Origin of the sequence: Burkholderia pyrrocinia (assembly GCF_001028665.1) — a bacterium.
Lineage (GTDB): Bacteria > Pseudomonadota > Gammaproteobacteria > Burkholderiales > Burkholderiaceae > Burkholderia > Burkholderia pyrrocinia.
The window spans coordinates 833,429-847,784 of sequence record NZ_CP011505.1 but is presented as its reverse complement, the minus strand read 5'-3'; the positions used below and the strand labels follow the sequence as shown (position 1 = coordinate 847,784).

Genomic DNA, 14,356 nt, shown 5'->3' with positions numbered 1-14,356 from the left:
CCCGTTCGTGCGCGCTGCAAATCCCTGTTTCCGACTCCCTTGGCTGCCGTGTGCCGGCGGCAGACCGTTCAAGTCGCGCGCGATCGCATCGCAGTGACAGCGGGCACACGTGCTCGCCGGCCATTCCACTCTCCGTCATTTCCGGAAACCGTCACGTCCCCGAAATCGGCCGGCATCCCCACTTTTGGGGATGCCGGCGCCGGACAGTCCGCCTACGATTGGCAACAGGGCATCGGGGATGGATGTAACCGGAACGCGCGGACAGGCTAGTCATTCCGTGTCGAACGCCGGGACTGCCCATGCAGTCGACTGACACAGTCTTTGCGTACGCTGACAGGCAACGTGTGCGGTGCGTCGTTTGCATCGCAGCACGATGGCGCGTTGATGACGGAAGGCCTGATGTCGAACTTCGGGGAATTTCAATCAATATGCTGGCACGAGACTATGTAGAACGAGAGCTTTCTCACATACAGAGAATGGTGGCTCTCCTGGACAGCGAGGCGATCGCTGACGACGTATCGATGTCGGGCGCGGGGCGCGTGAGGCATCCGAGTTACTGGCGCGGGCGGATCGAGGAACTGCTGTCGACGCCCGATGTGCCGCGTCACCTCGGAAAGCTATGCGAAGCGGTGCTCGTGAAGATCGACGAGTTGGAATCGCGATACGTGGCGATGAAGTAAGTGCGTCGTCGGACCTTCCGCTGAAACGCGCGTGACGCGACGGGCGCCCCGGTCGACACGGCGCGCCTGCGCGGCCGCGATCCCGAAGCCTCGCGCTCCATCGCGTCATCGTTGCTCATTCGTGCGCCATCACCGCAAGCAACGCCGCGCGGAACGCGGCCATCTCCGCAGCGGTGCCGATGGACACGCGCAGGAATTCCGGCGGCCCGGACTCGCGAATCAGGACGCCGTGGCGCAGGAGTCCGCTCCAGATCCGGTGGCGATCGGCAAACTTGCCGAACATCACGAAGTTGGCGTCCGAATCGGCCACCGCGAGGCCCTGGCTGCGCAGCCAGCAAACGGTTGCGTCGCGCTCGGCCTTGATCGCGTCGACCTGCGACAACATCTCGTCACGCGCGACCAGCGCCGCGCAGGCGGCTGCCTGGGTAAAGGCGGACAGGTGATAGGGCAGCCGAACCAGCTTCAGCGCTTCGACGATCGCAGGCGCACACGCGCAATACCCGACGCGGCCGCCCGCGAACTTGAATGCCTTGCTCAGCGTGCGGGTAACGACGAGCCGCGGATGGTCGGGCAGCAGCGTCACCGCGCTGCGGACGCCGTGGCGCCGAAACTCCGCATACGCTTCGTCCACGACGACCACGCCCGGCGCGATGTCGAGAATCGCGCGGATCGTGTCGACGGGAAGCGCGGTTCCGGTCGGATTGTTCGGCGACGTCAGCAGGACCACGCTCGGCCGATGCTCGCGGATGCTGTCGATTGCCTGATTCAGATCCAGCGCGAAATCCTCGGTGCGCGGCAACGTATGCAGCCGTGTGAAGGTCGTGCGGCAGTATTCGTCATACATCGGATACGCTGGCGTAAAGGCCAGCGCCGCTCGCCCCGGGCCGCCAAAGGCCTGGAGAATCTGCTGGATCACTTCATTCGAACCGTTGGCTGCCCAGACGCTCGATGCGTCGACCGTCACGCCGGTGTCGTGCGTCAGGTAGGCGGCCAGATGTGTTCGCAGCTCGGCAAAGTCGCGGTCGGGATAGCGGTTCGCCTGCCGCGCCGCGTCGGCCACGGCAGTCGCGATGCGCTCGACGAGCGATGGCGACGGCGGATACGGATTCTCGTTGACGTTCAGGCAAACCGGCACATCGAGCTGCGGCGCCCCGTACGCGTGCTGCAACCTGAGGTCCTCCCTGAGCGGCAAATTCGACAAGGACACTTCCTTCCACGGTCGTTGCATTGAAAACACTCCGTACGTTATTGATTGATCAGCGGGGCATGGTTTTTAAGGCGGCCAAAAACAAAAAAGGCGCCGGAGGCGCCTTGGTCGTTGTCTTGATCGGGAGTGCTCCCGATTCAATGACTAGATGCGAAACGAACCACGGCGCAACAACGGGCGTCCGTGGCGATGGTGCAGGTGGGTCGTGGCGTTTCGGATCTTCATGCGCTGCATCATGACATGCGCCGACCCTGATGAGAAGCCGGCGTCGCTATGAATTCCCTGGACGTGCGCTGCCATCACGATCGGTGCCGTCGAGCGCGAAGGTCCCGGTCTTTTGTACCGAAAGAAACCGAAAGCTTGTTGAGAAAGGCCATTACGTCTGACGAGAAACGGTAACAAACGTGGTATTTCGAATCAAATGCACATCGATAATTTGAACAATGCCGCCGGTTGAGTAAGATTCGCGCAAGACGTTCAACAAAAACGCACGGCGCGGGGTGGCCAGATGCAACGGAACGGATTGATTCCATCGGCATGGATCGATGACATCTACGCTGCGGCGCTGGGCGATCAACGATGGGAAGCGGCGCTGGACGGGCTGCGATCGACGGTCGGCGTGCGCATGACCACGCTGCTGTCGTTCGACGATGCGGCGAGGGTGCCGGCGATCGAGCGGGCGGCCGGCGACGACCCGTCATGGGTCGCCGCGTGTTACCACACCTACAACACCGAGTTCTACCGGTACGATCCGGTCGTGCCGATCGCCGGCAACTGGCCGGCGGGCCGCTGGTTCGAGGACGTCAAGCACCTGTCCCCGCAACAGCGTGCGCACAGCGTGTTCTATCAGGAGTTCCTGCGTCCCTACGGGCTCGGCAGCATCTCGGGCCTGTATATCCATCGCGAAGCGGGGGCCGGCGCATTCCTCAGCGTCCAGAGCGGCCCCGAATCGCAAGGTCTTTCCGACGATCAGCGCCGCACGATCGAGATCATGGGCACGCATATCGCCCGTGCGCTGCGGATCCAGGCGCGCATCGGGGAACTCGAGGCGCGCGTGGCCGCCGCGGAATCGGCGCTCGACGCGATTCCGGTGCCGGTGTTCCTGCTCGGCAAGCAACGCGAATTGCGTTACACGAATCGCGCCGCCGATCAACTGATCGCGGCGGAACCGGCGATGCGGATCGTGAACGGGCGCTTCGCGCCGGAAGGCTGCATCGACGATGCGCAATGGCGGCACGCGTTCGCACGTGGCGGGTTGCTGCTGCGGCGCGCGACGGGCGAGCCGTTGTCGCTCGCGCTGATGCCGATCCCCGAACAGTCGCGCCTGCTGCGTGAACGGCCCGGCGTCGCGGCGCTGATGACCGCCGCCGACCTGCGTTCGCCGTCGGCGCGCGCGCAGCGGCTGCGGGTGTTCTACGGGCTGTCGTCGGCCGAAGCCGATCTCGCCGTGCTGCTGTGCTGCGACGGGCTGTCGCCGCAGGAATGCGCGGCGCTGCGCGGCGTGTCGATCGGCACGGTCCGCGCGCAGATCAAGTCGATCTACGCGAAGACGGATGTGGCGCGCGCGGCGCAACTGACGTCGCTGGTCATGCAGACGTGACGGTGCGGCGAGCGCCCGCGCTCGCACGGAATGCTTCCCGAATCTTCGCGGTTCCGCCGCACACGATGCGTGTGCCGGCGTGTGCTGGTGGCTGTGCGCGGGTGTCTACGTCTCGTGGTCAGTCATCCTATAACGATGACAAGCGAAGCGAAAGGTTGCTTCTCGGTGTCGGGGGAAACAGCCGCACGGGCGCCCGGTTCAAATGCAGATCCGTTTCCGGAAAACGTTTCGCAGAAAATCACCAAAACAGAGAATGCGATTCCACGAATTGCACCTGTAACCCATGGTGACAGCGGTTATAGGGGTATGCACCAAGTGAGTTAAACGATTAACCGACGTACATTCGCGTCAACACGTCATACGACGTATGACTCTGCGGTTCAGGGGAGCGCATCGCCGACGAACGCGCATGCCGACGGATCGCCGCACAACAACGATCGACCATCAAGGAGACTCACCATGAAGCACCGATTCACCGCTTCCCGTACCGCGCTCGCCGTTGCGCTGCTGGCTGGCTTCGCGATGTCCGCGCAGGCGCGCGTGTTCCGCTCGGCGGACGTGCACGGCGATAACTTCCCGACCAACATGGCGGTGAAGTTCATGGGCGACGAGCTGTCGAAGCAGACGGGCGGCAAGGATTCGATCAAGGTGTTCGGCAACAGCGCGCTCGGCTCCGAGAAGGACACGGTCGACCAGGTCCGGATCGGCGCGATCGACATGGCGCGCGTGAACGGCGCGTCGTTCAACGAGATCGTGCCGGAATCGCTGATCCCGTCGTTCCCGTTCCTGTTCCGCGATGTCGATCATTTCCGCAAGGCGATGTACGGGCCGGCCGGCCAGAAGATCCTCGATGCGTTTACGGCGAAGGGGATGATCGCGCTGACGTTCTACGAGAGCGGCGCGCGCTCGATCTACGCGAAGCGCCCGGTGCGCACGCCGGCCGACATGAAGGGGCTGAAGGTGCGCGTGCAACCGTCCGACCTGATGGTCGACGAGATCAGGGCGATGGGCGGCACGCCGACGCCGATGCCGTTCGCCGAGGTGTACACGGGCCTGAAGACGGGCCTCGTCGACGCGGCGGAAAACAACCTGCCGTCGTACGAGGAAACGAAGCACTACGAAGTAGCGCCCGATTACTCGGAGACGCAGCATGCGATGACGCCGGAAGTACTGGTGTTCTCGAAGAAGATCTGGGACACGCTGTCGCCGCAGGAGCAGGCGGCGATCAGGAAGGCGGCGGCCGATTCGGTGCCGTACTACCAGAAGCTGTGGACCGCGCGCGAGGCGTCCGCGCAGCAGGCGGTGACGAAGGGCGGCGCGAAGGTCCTGCCGGCCGCGCAGATCGACCGCGCGGCGTTCGTGAAGGCGATGCAGCCGCTGTGGACGAAGTATGAGAAGACGCCGCAGATGAAACAGATCGTCGACGAGATCGAGGCGACCAAGTGACGCGTCGCACTTCCCTGAACAGCGCGGCGGCCGCGGGTGCGTCGGCCGCCGCCCCGGACGGCGCGGCGCCGGCGCGGCCGCACGCCGCGCCGTTCCTGCGCTGCGTGAACGACGTGCTGTTCCGCGTGCTGGCCGTGATCGCGTCGGCGTGCCTCGCGGTGCTCACGGTGCTGGTGTTCTACGCGGTCGTGATGCGCTACGTGTTCGAGAACGCGCCGGATTTCGTCGAGCCGATCGCGTTGCTGCTGGTGATCGTGATCGCGATGTTCGGTGCGGCGATGAAGGTGCGCGACGGCGGCCATATCGGGCTCGACTCGCTCGTGCGCCGGCTGCCCCCGAACGCGCGCAACGTGGTGATCGCGATCCAGCACCTGAGCCTGATCGCGTTCGCGATCATGATCATGGCCGGCTGCGGCAGCATGGCCGCCGAGACGATGGGCGACCGCATTCCGATCATCGGGCTGCCCGAAGGCGTGCGCTACCTGATCGCGATGCCCGCGGCGATCGCAATCATCCTCTTCTCGCTCGAGCACCTGCTCGCGCTTCGTCGTTCTTCGTCGGGACAATAACGCCATGGAACTCGCGATCCTGTCCGTCAGTTTTCTGATTTTCCTCGTGCTCGGCGTGCCCGTGTCGTTCGCGCTCGGGATTGCCTGCGTGCTGACCTATATGGTCGAAGGCTTGCCGATCGCGACCGCGATGCAGGCGATGATCTCGGGGATGAATGCGTTCTCGTTCCTCGCGGTGCCGTTCTTCATCTTCTCCGGCGAGCTGATGCTGCACGGCGGCATCGCGGACCGGATCCTGCGCTTCGCGCAGGCGACCGTCGGCCACTTCCGCGGCGGCCTCGGGATGGCGAACGTCGTCGCGTGCACGCTGTTCGGCGGCGTGTCGGGCTCGCCGACTGCCGATACGTCGGCAATGGGCGGCGTGGTGATCCCGCTGATGAAGCGCGAAGGCTACAGCGCCGCGTACGCGGTCAACGTGACGACGCATGCGTCGCTCGCCGGCGCGCTGATGCCGACGTCGACCAACATGATCATCTACGCGTTCGCCGCGCAGGGGATCACCGGGATGCTGCACGGCCAGCCGGTGAGCGGCGTGTCGATCGGCGACCTGCTGTTCTCGGGGCTGCTGCCCGTGTTGTGGGTGATGGGCTTCGTGCTCGCCGCCGCGTACTGGCAGGCCGTGCGTCACGGTTATCCGCGCCGTGCGGACGGCTCGTCCGCGCTGCCCGCGTTTCCCGGCTGGTATGCGGTGCTGCGCAGCTTCGTCGGCGCGGTGCCGGGCCTGATGGTGATCGCGATCATCCTCGTGTGCGTCGCCAAGGGGATTGCGACCGCGACCGAAGCGGCCGCGATCGCCGTCGTGTACTCGCTCGTGCTGACCGCGATCGTCTACCGGACGCTGACGGTCGCGAAGCTGCGCCGCGCGCTGTCGCATGCGGCGCGTACGACGGGCGTCGTGCTGCTGCTGATCGCGGTGTCCAACATGCTGCGCTTCCAGATGTCGTACCTGGAGATTCCGGATGCGATCGAAGGGCTGCTGAAGCAGTCGACTGCCGCGCCTTGGCTGATGCTGCTGTACATCAACATCATCCAGGTATTCCTCGGCACGTTCGTCGACATGGCCGCGCACATCCTGATCACGACGCCGCTGTTCCTGCCGATCGCGATGGCGTGCGGCGTCGGGCCGGTGCAGTTCGGGATCATGCTGCTGCTGAACTGCTCGCTCGGCCTCGTGCACCCGCCGATCGGGTCGGTGCAGTTCGTCGGATGCGCGATCGGTAACGTGTCGATCGGCGAGACCACGAAGATGGCGTGGCCGTATTACCTCGCGATCTTCAGTGCGATCAACATCGTCACGTACCTGCCGTTCTTTTCGACCTGGCTGCCGAGCGTGATCAGCGGGCACGCGGTGTTCTGATCGCGCGCTTCGCCTGTGTTCGCCCGTCGCGGCGCCGGACGACCGAGGTTGTCCGGCGCCGCTTTTGCATGTGTGGTTCCGTTTGCTTCACCGGAGTGATGCTCGCGGCGAGCATGGCCTATGTGTCGATTGACGCATCCGGCTCGACCGCATCGCACGGCGTGCCATCGGCCGGTCCACCGTCGCGCCATTGCGCAAGATCGCGCCACAGTGCCGGGCGCGCATGGTCGCGCGGCGGCAGGCTGATCACGTACGCGACGCCGCGCACGTTGACCATGACCCCCGAGTCGGGCAGCGTGGCCGGGATACCGGAGAACGGTTGATCGGCGTCCGGTTCGGAAGCGGTGACCGGGCCGGGCGGGCGTCGAAACATCATGCGAATTCTCCGTGGCGCCTCGATACGGCGCGTCAATAGCGGACACGTCCGATCAGACCCAGCGGGTCGATCGCGTGCTGGACAGCGGCGGCGACTTGCCGATGTGAAGCCGGCACGTGCTTGCGGTAGTACGCGACGTTCACGGGCCCGACGCCATGTTCCGCGCTGAAGCACCCGCCCGCGCGCGCGACGCGGTCGTACAGCGCGCCGCGCAGTGCGACCTGCTGCAGTGGCCCGTACCGTTGCGCACTGTCGTGTGGAATCGATACGACGAGATGGCAGCCGCCGTCGCCGAAATGGCCGAACGCATGACAGCGCAGCGACGGATGTGCGTCGGCGATCCACTGCTCGGCGCCGGTCACGAACGATGCCAGCGCACCGCGCGGAAACGATACGTCGAACGACAGCGGAATGCCTTCTTGCGCGACCGCGACCGGCAGCGCGTCGCGGATCCGCCAGAACCGTTCCGCCGGCGCGCAGGCCGCGTCGAGCACCACGCGTTCGTTCGCGAGCGCGTCGAGCGTCGCGAGTGCGCGCTCCTCGAGCAGCGCATCGAGCCCGGGCATGCCGGTCGCGATCTCGACGAGCGCGTAGCACGCGGCATCGTTTGCCGCGAACGGAACGCGCAACGCGGGAAACGCGGCGGCGACGCAGCCGACCGCGGCGGCCGACATGAATTCGAACGCCGACAGCAGCTCGCCGAACGCGCGCTCGAACGCGAGCAGGCCGGCGAGCGCGGCATCGTACGACGCGAACGCGACGAACGCGGCGCACGACGACCGTTCGAGCGCGGCAAGCGCGAACGACACGGCCGTCACGAGCCCGTTGGCGCCGTTCGCGCCAATGAAGCACTGCGTGACGTCGAAGCCCGCGTTGCGTTTGCGCAGCGGCGCGAGCGTGTCGATCACGGTGCCCGCCGCGTCGGCGAGCACCACTTCGATGCCGAGTACATTGCGGCGCACGTCGCCGTACTTGATGAGACGGCTGCCGCCCGCGTTGGCGCCGACGAGGCCGCCGGCCGCCGGATCGCTGCCGAGATCGATCGGCAGGCAGAGGCCGGCTTCGGCCGCCACGCGATTGATGTCGGACAGGCGCGCGCCGGCCTCGACGGTGATGCTGCGGTTCGCCGGATCGAACGCGCGAATGGCGCGCATCCGGTCGAACGACACCACGCATTGCGTGCCGCTGCGATCGGGCACGGCGGCGCCGACGAGCCCGGTGCGCGCGCCCTGCGCGACGAGCGCGATCCGGTGCGCAGCGGCGACCCGCGCGAGCGCGCTCGTGTCGGCGGTCGATGCCGGTCGCGCCACGCCGAGCGCGACGCCGCCATACAGCGCCGCATCCGTCGCGTACGGCTCGCACGACGCGCCTTCGAGCCAGCCGTCGCCGAGCGTCGCGGCGAGCGCGTGCCGCTGCGTGGCGTGTTCGGGCAGCGCGTTCATCGTCAGTTCGCCCGCACCAGTTGCTTGCGCAGGCGGCCGCGCACGACGACCAGCGCGACCAGCGGGACGACACCGCCCCACAGCGGGCTGTGCCGCATCGCGATCGACACGGCGAGCGCGATGGCCGTGACGGCGAGCAGGACGAGCGACAGCGAACGCGCCCGCGCATGGTCGACGAACGTGCCGTCGACGAAACCGCCGTCCGACCACGCGGTATGCACGATGCCGACCACCAGCACGCAGACGAGCATCGCGGCCGGCCCGAGTTCCTCGCCCCACAGACGGCTACCCGTCGGCGACACGATCGCGAGCACGGCGCCGATCACGAGGAACAGGTCGACGCCGATCGCGATGCTGTTGCGGTTTGCGCGGCGGATCAGCCATGCGCCGTGCACGAGCGCGAGCACGCCGCCGATCAGGAACGCGTGCGTCCAGCGCACGTCAGGCTGTTCGGGCCCGAGCCGGCCGTAGAACAGGAACACGATCGCCGGCAGGAAGTTGCTGGCGTGCAGAAGGTAGTCGGTTATGGGATTGGTCGATTTCATCCGGGTTTTCTCCTTCGTCGAAACAGCGGGCGACGCGTCATGCGTCATGCCAGCGGAACAGCCGCGCGGCGGCGAACAGGAACAGCGCCGTGCTCGCGGCCATGCCGAGCAGTTGCGGCGCGAGTTGTGCGTACGGCGCGCCGTCGACCAGCGCGCCGCGCAGCGCGACGGCGAACTGGTTGGTCGGCAGGAACGCGAGCACGGCCTTCAACCATGCCGGCGCGTCGTGCATCGGAATCGTCAGGTCGCTGAAGAACAGCAGCGGGTAGTAGGTGATGTTGCACGCGAGTTCGGCGGCCGCCAGCGATCGGGTGCGGCTCGCGAGCAGCACGCCGATGCTCAGCACCATCGCCGCGCCGAGCAGCACGATCGGCAACGCACGCAGGCCGTCCGGCGTCGCGATCGGCAGCGCGATGCCGAACGCGACGCGCGCGACCGTCAGCAGCACGAGCGCCGACAGCGCCATCATCGCCATCCGCGCGACGATCAGCGCGGCGAGGAACACGCCGCGCGAGACCGGGAAGCACACGTACAGCTTGAACGTGTTGCGTTCGCGTAGCGAGGCGATCGCGGTTGTCGTCGAGTTGAGGCCGATCGCCATGAACGCCATCACCAGGATGCCGGTCGCGAAGAACGCGCCATAGTCGAACGGGCGGCGCGCCGGCGCCGCGTTCTCGAAGCGCGCCTGCGCGGCGGGCAGCCCGAGCCGTTGCGCGGCGCAGCGCGCGAGCGCGATCTCGACGACCCGCGATGCGGCCTTCACGGCGAGCGAGCCGTTGAAGTCGTAGCGGATCGTCGCCGGCGTGCGTTCGTCCGCACCCAGCACGACGGTGACGCGATCGGCCGCCGCGCCGCTGCCGCCGAAGGTTGCCTTTACCGTGTCGCTGTGCGACAGGCTGGCGACGATCTGCGCTTCGCACGCGCGGCTGTACGGCGTCGCGCCGCCGGGCACGTCGAACGCGATGTCGGCCGTGCCGAGCGAGCCCGAGCCGCCGAACGCGAACAGCATCACGCTCAGCAGGAACACCGGGAACACGAGCGTCCAGAACAGCGACGAGCGGCTGCGCAGGTAACCGAGCAGCTCGTTGCGCACGAGGATCAGGAAAACCTTAGTCATGGACGGGGCCCTCGGTGCAGAGGCGCAGCAGGTCGCCCGGCGTGCTGGGCGCGAGCGCGAGATGCTGGATGCCCTGTTCGCCGACGATCCGGTGCACGTTCGGATGCAGCGTCGCATCGCCGAACGCTTCGACGACGTGCGACGCCGACACGCGCACGCCGGTCACGCCGGGCAGCGCCGCGAGCCGCTTGCGCAGCGCGCGCGCATCGGTTTCGTCGCGGCAATGCAGGACCGCGCGCGCGTCGCCGACGAGTTCCGCCTGCAGCGTCGCCTTGTCGCCCTGGTAGCGCACGCCGCCGTCGCGCACCCACACGAGATCGTCGACGACGGCCAGTTCTTCCTCGGAATGGCAGATCATCGCGACGCTCGCGCCGCGCGGGCGCTGGCGCAGCAGGTCGATCACGACGCCCGCATAACGACGGTCGAGGCCGGTGAACGGTTCGTCGAGCACGGCCAGTTCGGGCCGGTGCGCGAGCGCGACGTAGAGGTCCACGCGCTGGCGCTGCCCCTTCGACAGCGCGCGGCACGGCTTGTCGAGCAGTTCGGCGATGCCGAGCACGCCGGTGATCGCCGCATCCGCGTGCACGTACATCGCGCGGTGCAGCGCGACGATCTCCGACACGCGCAGGTGGTCGGGATACTCGACCTTCTGCAATTGCGCGCCGAGCCGCCGCAGCGACCGCGTATCGCGCATGAAGCGCTCGGCCGGCACGTCGAGCACGCGCACGTCGCTGCCGCCGCGCCGGAAGCCGAGCAGCGTTTCGAGCAGCGTGGTCTTGCCGGAGCCGTTCGGCCCGACGATCGCGGTGATGGCGCCGAGCCGGAACCGCACGTGCCGCGCGGAGAAGCGGAAATCGCCGGCCGCGACGTCGATCGCGCGCGCGCCGAGCGCCGCGCCCGGCGCATGCGCATCGGGCAGCGGCGGCGTGCCCGAGCGCTGCGGCCGGTCGAACGCGGTGTGCGGGCCGAACATCGCGCGCACGGAGGCGAGGAAGGAGACGCTCATCGTTGCATCCTGTCAGTCGAACAGCATGACCTGCGTGTCGCGCGCACCCCGGTACGGGTTGCGGCCGTGCGCGACCAGCATGTTGTCGACGACGAGCACGTCGCCGGCCTGCCACGGGAACGACAGCTCCTCGTCGTCGAGCGCGTCGTAGATCGCGGCGAGATCGTCGTACGGCATCGGCGCACCGTCGCCGTAGCGGATCTCGTACGGGAACGCGGCGCGCGTGCCGTACATGCGCTGCAGGTAGCGGTAGCTGAGCTCGCCCATCGAGCGCGGGTTCGGGTGCTGCGCGCTCGCCTGGTTGAACCAGACGGTTTCGCCGGTGCGCGGATGCGCGCGCAGCGCGCTGCCGACGTGCGACACGGTCACGCTGCCGTCGTCGAGCCAGCGGCAGCCGACGCCGCGCGCCGCGCACAGCCGCTCGACCTCGTCGCGCTCGGCGGTGCCGAACGCGTCGTCCCACGGCCGGTGATACGCGGCGAACGGCAGGTTCGGGTTGGCGGCGAGCCCGTCCGCGCGATCGCCGGGCGCCGCGAAATTGCGCAGGTACATCACGCCGCGCGCGGCGAACCGTTCGCGCAGCGCGGCCGGCACGCGTGCCGTCACGCGCCGCATGTCGCAGATCGGCGTTTCGCCGCCCGCGTCGGCCGGCTGCCGGCAATAGAACGCGACGAGGCGCGGGAACGCGGGCATGTAGGCCATCTCCTGATGCAGCCCGATCTTGAACGGCGGCGGCATGCGGGTCGATTCGTAGACCTGGCCGTCGATCTGCCTGCGCGGTGCGGCGCCCGCCGTATAGCCGTTCGCGTGCGCCGGATACAGCGCGCCGAGGCGGCCGAACGCCGCTGTGTCGGGCACCGCGAAGCCGCGCCACAGCAGCGCGCCGCACGCGTCGAGCAGCGTGTCGATCGTGTCGAGCCGCGAGCGGTACCACGCGACGAACAGGTCCGGCGAGTTCGCGAGTTCGGCGTTGCGCGGCGTCACGCATAGCGGCAGCGTCGCGCCGGGCGCGACCGCCGCGCAGTGGACGTCGTCGGCGCCGAGCCGCACGGCGGCGTGCGCGGCGAGGAAGGCGAGGTCGGTCATCGCTCAGGCCAGCGCCGGTTTCTTCAGCAGGATTTCGAAGCCGAGCGCACCGAGTCCCGCGCTCGGGCTGTAGATCGACGCGACGTCGGCCAGGCCGGCTTCGGCGACGAGCGCATGCGCTTCGTCGAGCGTGATCTTCTCCTCGACGTGGGTCGGCGGATAGTCGGCGGCGGCGCGCATCTCGGTGAAACGGTCGAGCAGGTGCTGCGGCGCATCGCGGCGCATGTCGTGCACGAGCGCGATGCCGCCCGGTTCCAGCACGCGATACATCTCGGTCAGGCTCAGCGCCTTGTCGGGCAGGTGGTGCAGCGTCGCGCGGCCGACCGCCATCGTCAGCGTGCCGTCGTCGAACGGCAGCGCGAGCGCGTCGCCGACGCGCATCTCGATCGTGTCGTCGAGACCGAGCTCGTGGATGCGCGGGCGGCCTTCGTCGAGCATCGCCGGATCGAGGTCGATGCCGACGTAGCGCCAGTCGCGCATCGCCGGGTCGGTCGCGAGCCGCACCGGCACGACGCCGGTGGCCGTGCCGATGTCGGCGATCACGCCGGGCGTCATTCCGCGCGCCAGCTGGCGGATGCGGCTGATGAACAGCAGGTCCCACGGTTCGAGCGTTTCGGTGGCGAAGCGATCGTAGTCGTTCGCCGGGCGCAGGTTCTTGAGCAGCATGACGTTCCTTTTGCGGAAGGGTGAGGGATCACAGCCAGCCGACCGGCACGGCGGCCAGCAGCCGTCGCGCGGTCGCGCTGTTGACGCCGAACGCGGGACGGCGCCGGCGTTCGACCGCATGCGCGGCCATGGCCGCGATGCGTGCGCCGAGCCCGACGCCGACGCCCCACGACGGCGCGGCGACGCCGAGTTCGAGCAGCGTCGCGGCGGTCAGGAAATCGATGTTCGGCTGTAGCGCGCGGCGCGCGTCGGCCTGCGCGCAACACGCGTCGAACAGCGTCACGTACGCGCCGTCGAAGCCGCGCGCCGCGAACAGGCGACGCATGTGCGGCGGACGCGGATCGGCGACGAACAGCGGATGGCCGAAGCCGTACAGCGTGTGTTTCGCGTCGAGCGCCGCATCGATCGCCGCGCGCCCGGCCGCATCGAGCGCGGCGGACGGCGCGCCGGCGCCGCCCGGCACCGACAGCGCGAGCGCGCCGAGCCAGTGCATCGCTTCGAGCGCGGCGCCGACGTGCGACGGCCCGCTCGCGAGGAAACCGGCCGCGATCGCCTGCGTCAGCGTGACACCGGTGCCGATCGCGACGCGCGGCGCGAGCACGGTCGGCGTGATGTAGCCGAAGCCGGCGTGCCACGCGACGAGCAGCATGTCCATCGCGGCTTGCGCCGCTGCATCGGTGCGCGTTGCGCCGGTCAGCACGAGCATGCGTTGCGCTTGCGTCGTGGCTGCGTCGAGCGATGCGCCGGCGCCGGCAGCGAACGGCCGGCCCCCGATCGCCGCGTGCAGCAGGAACGGCGTGGCGGCCGCGCACAGCAGCATCGCGTCGAGATCGGCGTCGTCCGGCTCGCCGCCGTGCATGCGCGCCTGTACGTCATCGAGACCACGCAACAGGCCGGACGCGGCCGCGAACACCGGCGCGACGCCTGCCGCGCCGAGATTCGCCGCGACGAACTGCGCGGCGGAACCGGGCGCCAGCGCGTCGGCGAACGCTGCCAGCCTCGCGCGGATCGCCACCTCGTGTGCTTCGTGCTCGACGCTGCCCGGCGCGACGTCGAACCACAGGTGCGCGAGCGCACCTTCGAACGTCGTCGCGCCGATCAGCGCGTTCAGGTCGAGATCGCGCACGCGCAGCGCTTCGGGTTCGAGCGTCGCGCCGTCGATGTCGGTGCCGCGATGGCGGGTCGCCGGGCGGCCGAGCAGGTTGCGCGGCGCATCGCCTGTCGTGGCGGCCGCGGCGGAATCGAGTGTCGTGTCCATG

The 14,356-nt window shown here is 68.3% G+C and carries 14 protein-coding genes; 5 read left to right on the top strand and 9 right to left on the bottom strand.

Annotation, left to right across the window (positions count from 1 at the left end; genetic code table 11):
- Nucleotides 1–428: 428 nt before the first annotated feature.
- Nucleotides 429–680, top strand: a complete 252-nt coding sequence (locus tag ABD05_RS33865) for a hypothetical protein (protein WP_047904469.1) — start codon at nucleotides 429–431, stop codon at nucleotides 678–680.
- Nucleotides 681–795: 115 nt separating this feature from the next.
- On the opposite strand, the gene ABD05_RS33860 is transcribed toward ABD05_RS33865, so the two are convergent.
- A complete protein-coding gene (locus tag ABD05_RS33860) occupies nucleotides 796–1,908 on the bottom strand; it encodes a histidinol-phosphate transaminase (protein WP_047904468.1) in 1,113 nt (370 codons plus the stop codon).
- A gap of 487 nt (nucleotides 1,909–2,395) precedes the next feature.
- Here ABD05_RS33860 and ABD05_RS33855 point away from each other — a divergent pair, with 487 nt between their 5' ends.
- The 4 genes from ABD05_RS33855 to ABD05_RS33840 all read left to right on the top strand — a co-directional run bounded on the left by ABD05_RS33855 (nucleotide 2,396) and on the right by ABD05_RS33840 (nucleotide 6,859).
- Nucleotides 2,396–3,487 carry a helix-turn-helix transcriptional regulator gene (locus ABD05_RS33855; RefSeq protein ID WP_047904467.1) on the top strand — a complete coding sequence of 364 codons (1,092 nt, stop codon included), beginning with the start codon at nucleotides 2,396–2,398 and terminating at the stop codon, nucleotides 3,485–3,487.
- A 459-nt stretch (nucleotides 3,488–3,946) separates the two neighbouring features.
- Nucleotides 3,947–4,933 (top strand): TRAP transporter substrate-binding protein, encoded by a 987-nt coding sequence (locus tag ABD05_RS33850; protein WP_047904466.1) that lies wholly within the window; start codon nucleotides 3,947–3,949, stop codon nucleotides 4,931–4,933.
- Nucleotides 4,930–5,502 carry a TRAP transporter small permease gene (locus ABD05_RS33845; protein WP_047904465.1) on the top strand — a complete coding sequence of 191 codons (573 nt, stop codon included), beginning with the start codon at nucleotides 4,930–4,932 and terminating at the stop codon, nucleotides 5,500–5,502. The genes ABD05_RS33850 and ABD05_RS33845 overlap by 4 nt, the downstream gene beginning before the upstream one ends.
- A gap of 4 nt (nucleotides 5,503–5,506) precedes the next feature.
- A complete protein-coding gene (locus ABD05_RS33840; protein WP_047904464.1) occupies nucleotides 5,507–6,859 on the top strand; it encodes a TRAP transporter large permease in 1,353 nt (450 codons plus the stop codon).
- 118 nt (nucleotides 6,860–6,977) lie between these two features.
- Here the strand turns inward: ABD05_RS33840 and ABD05_RS33835 are convergent, their stop codons facing one another.
- Genes ABD05_RS33835 through ABD05_RS33800 form a run of 8 tightly spaced genes read right to left on the bottom strand, consistent with a single transcriptional unit; the run spans nucleotide 6,978 to nucleotide 14,355 of the window.
- Nucleotides 6,978–7,235, bottom strand: coding sequence for a hypothetical protein (locus tag ABD05_RS33835; protein WP_047904463.1), 258 nt, complete (start codon nucleotides 7,233–7,235; stop codon nucleotides 6,978–6,980).
- A gap of 32 nt (nucleotides 7,236–7,267) precedes the next feature.
- Complete coding sequence (locus ABD05_RS33830) at nucleotides 7,268–8,677, bottom strand: FAD-binding oxidoreductase (protein ID WP_047904462.1); 1,410 nt, start codon at nucleotides 8,675–8,677, stop codon at nucleotides 7,268–7,270.
- A gap of 2 nt (nucleotides 8,678–8,679) precedes the next feature.
- The gene (locus ABD05_RS33825) at nucleotides 8,680–9,222 is read right to left on the bottom strand and encodes a hypothetical protein (protein WP_047904461.1); all 543 of its coding nucleotides are present in this window, start codon (nucleotides 9,220–9,222) and stop codon (nucleotides 8,680–8,682) included.
- 37 nt (nucleotides 9,223–9,259) lie between these two features.
- On the bottom strand, nucleotides 9,260–10,339 hold the full coding sequence (locus ABD05_RS33820) for an ABC transporter permease (RefSeq protein WP_047904460.1): 1,080 nt from the start codon (nucleotides 10,337–10,339) through the stop codon (nucleotides 9,260–9,262).
- Entirely contained in the window at nucleotides 10,332–11,345 is a 1,014-nt protein-coding gene (locus ABD05_RS33815; RefSeq protein WP_047904459.1) for an ATP-binding cassette domain-containing protein, read from the bottom strand. The genes ABD05_RS33820 and ABD05_RS33815 overlap by 8 nt, the downstream gene beginning before the upstream one ends.
- 12 nt (nucleotides 11,346–11,357) lie before the next feature.
- Nucleotides 11,358–12,431 carry a TauD/TfdA family dioxygenase gene (locus ABD05_RS33810; protein WP_047904458.1) on the bottom strand — a complete coding sequence of 358 codons (1,074 nt, stop codon included), beginning with the start codon at nucleotides 12,429–12,431 and terminating at the stop codon, nucleotides 11,358–11,360.
- 3 nt (nucleotides 12,432–12,434) lie between these two features.
- Entirely contained in the window at nucleotides 12,435–13,097 is a 663-nt protein-coding gene (locus ABD05_RS33805) for a class I SAM-dependent methyltransferase (RefSeq protein WP_047904457.1), read from the bottom strand.
- Between the two features lie 28 nt (nucleotides 13,098–13,125).
- Complete coding sequence (locus ABD05_RS33800; protein ID WP_047904456.1) at nucleotides 13,126–14,355, bottom strand: citrate/2-methylcitrate synthase; 1,230 nt, start codon at nucleotides 14,353–14,355, stop codon at nucleotides 13,126–13,128.
- Nucleotide 14,356 lies beyond the last annotated feature (1 nt).

Excerpts from the sequence above, each read along its gene's own strand:
- ABD05_RS33835 (WP_047904463.1), bottom strand. The coding sequence starts at position 7,235 with ATGATGTTTCGACGCCCGCCCGGCCCGGTCACCGCTTCCGAACCGGAC.
- ABD05_RS33820 (WP_047904460.1), bottom strand. The coding sequence starts at position 10,339 with ATGACTAAGGTTTTCCTGATCCTCGTGCGCAACGAGCTGCTCGGTTAC.
- ABD05_RS33805 (WP_047904457.1), bottom strand. The coding sequence starts at position 13,097 with ATGCTGCTCAAGAACCTGCGCCCGGCGAACGACTACGATCGCTTCGCC.
- ABD05_RS33830 (WP_047904462.1), bottom strand. The coding sequence starts at position 8,677 with ATGAACGCGCTGCCCGAACACGCCACGCAGCGGCACGCGCTCGCCGCG.
- ABD05_RS33850 (WP_047904466.1), top strand. The coding sequence starts at position 3,947 with ATGAAGCACCGATTCACCGCTTCCCGTACCGCGCTCGCCGTTGCGCTG.
- ABD05_RS33815 (WP_047904459.1), bottom strand. The coding sequence starts at position 11,345 with ATGAGCGTCTCCTTCCTCGCCTCCGTGCGCGCGATGTTCGGCCCGCAC.
- ABD05_RS33860 (WP_047904468.1), bottom strand. The coding sequence starts at position 1,908 with ATGCAACGACCGTGGAAGGAAGTGTCCTTGTCGAATTTGCCGCTCAGG.
- ABD05_RS33855 (WP_047904467.1), top strand. The coding sequence starts at position 2,396 with ATGCAACGGAACGGATTGATTCCATCGGCATGGATCGATGACATCTAC.
- ABD05_RS33825 (WP_047904461.1), bottom strand. The coding sequence starts at position 9,222 with ATGAAATCGACCAATCCCATAACCGACTACCTTCTGCACGCCAGCAAC.
- ABD05_RS33840 (WP_047904464.1), top strand. The coding sequence starts at position 5,507 with ATGGAACTCGCGATCCTGTCCGTCAGTTTTCTGATTTTCCTCGTGCTC.
- ABD05_RS33865 (WP_047904469.1), top strand. The coding sequence starts at position 429 with ATGCTGGCACGAGACTATGTAGAACGAGAGCTTTCTCACATACAGAGA.
- ABD05_RS33800 (WP_047904456.1), bottom strand. The coding sequence starts at position 14,355 with ATGGACACGACACTCGATTCCGCCGCGGCCGCCACGACAGGCGATGCG.
- ABD05_RS33810 (WP_047904458.1), bottom strand. The coding sequence starts at position 12,431 with ATGACCGACCTCGCCTTCCTCGCCGCGCACGCCGCCGTGCGGCTCGGC.